Raw genomic sequence first — 845 nt, 5'->3', positions numbered from 1 at the left:
ACATAATCGGGCTTTATACCATGTTTGGCTAAAATAGGATAAGAAGAATCTGCACAAAAAATTGTAGCTTTACTAGCATATTTTTTTAACAAAGGAAGTTGTTTAGTAAGAGATGGTCCTGTAGAAACAATGATAGCTGTATCACTTATACCCTTTCTTTTAGAAAGTAATTCTTTATAACTAGGATGAGTGATCATTTGAGGAAGATTATAAACAAATTGTTCTATACCTTGAAGAGCATCAAGGGGATCATTGCCATGAGAAACAATAGAATTTTTAAAATTTTCTGCTAATTTTTTATTCAATCCTAAAATATCTTCATGAAATCTTTCATAATAATGACTCATTAATTCTAAAAAATAAATTCTAGAAAATTGAAAGAAAGGTTTGTTAGAGCAAAAATTAGAAAAAAATTCTATATTCAAAGAACTTGTTTCCAAAACCATCAATCTTGCACTTTGTAATTCATTTGAAAAATCTAAGATATGAAACATTATCCAAATGATTTCTATATCTTTTTCAAAAACAACAATATGTTGATGATTTTTATTTTGAAGCAAGGCTTTAAATAAAATTCCATTTCCAAAACCATAAAAATACAATACAGGATAAAGTAAGTATTTATCATTATAAGTGTTTAGCATAGAGTTTAATTCATCAATAACATTTTCATAAAGAAAAGTATTATCACTTGTATCTTTTAAATTGATATCTAGATTATCTTTACCTAAGATAAGTTCAAATTTACTTGATTTAATTTCTTTTAAACTTTCTTTTAAAAGAATATTGCTTAAAGCTTCAATGTTTTTGTTAAAGAGTTGTTTTTGGGTGGGAGTGAAGGTCAT

Annotated in this window: 1 protein-coding gene; it reads right to left on the bottom strand. The window is 25.6% G+C overall.

Annotated elements, in window-relative coordinates; translation table 11 throughout:
• The coding region (locus SR63_RS02095; protein WP_133223708.1) for a motility associated factor glycosyltransferase family protein at positions 1–845 on the bottom strand (845 nt) is incomplete at both ends.

The sequence above is a fragment of the Campylobacter sp. 2014D-0259 genome, from assembly GCF_008000505.1.
Classification (GTDB): domain Bacteria; phylum Campylobacterota; class Campylobacteria; order Campylobacterales; family Campylobacteraceae; genus Campylobacter_D; species Campylobacter_D jejuni.
The sequence above is the reverse complement of the archived record's forward strand: the minus strand, read 5'-3'. Positions and strand labels throughout refer to the sequence as shown.